The organism is Burkholderia sp. MR1-5-21 (genome assembly GCF_053427715.1).
Genome location: NZ_JBSAXD010000171.1, coordinates 1 through 258 on the forward strand (window position 1 = coordinate 1; position 258 = coordinate 258).

General features: G+C 63.6%; 1 pseudogene. It reads right to left on the reverse strand.

The features are described from left to right. Nucleotides 1-258 (reverse strand): annotated as a pseudogene (locus tag ACV229_RS40930) (hemolysin); the annotation flags it as partial.

Sequence of the window (258 nt, forward strand, 5' to 3'; positions counted from 1 at the left end):
CCGATCCGCCTCGACACCGCCTCTCCAGCCGCACTCGCGGCCGACATCATGTCGGCCTGCTTGTCCAGCAGGTTCTGCATATCAGGCAGTTTGGCTACCGTACCGTTCGTGTCCGTCGTGTCACGATTCAGGCTCGCCACATCCTGCTTCTGATTCGCCGAATCCGTGATCGTGACCGTCCCTGCGCTTACGCCGCTCTTCGTCGTCGCGCTGTCGCTGCCGCTTTCATGCTGTCCCAGCATCGGCGACGCACCGCCC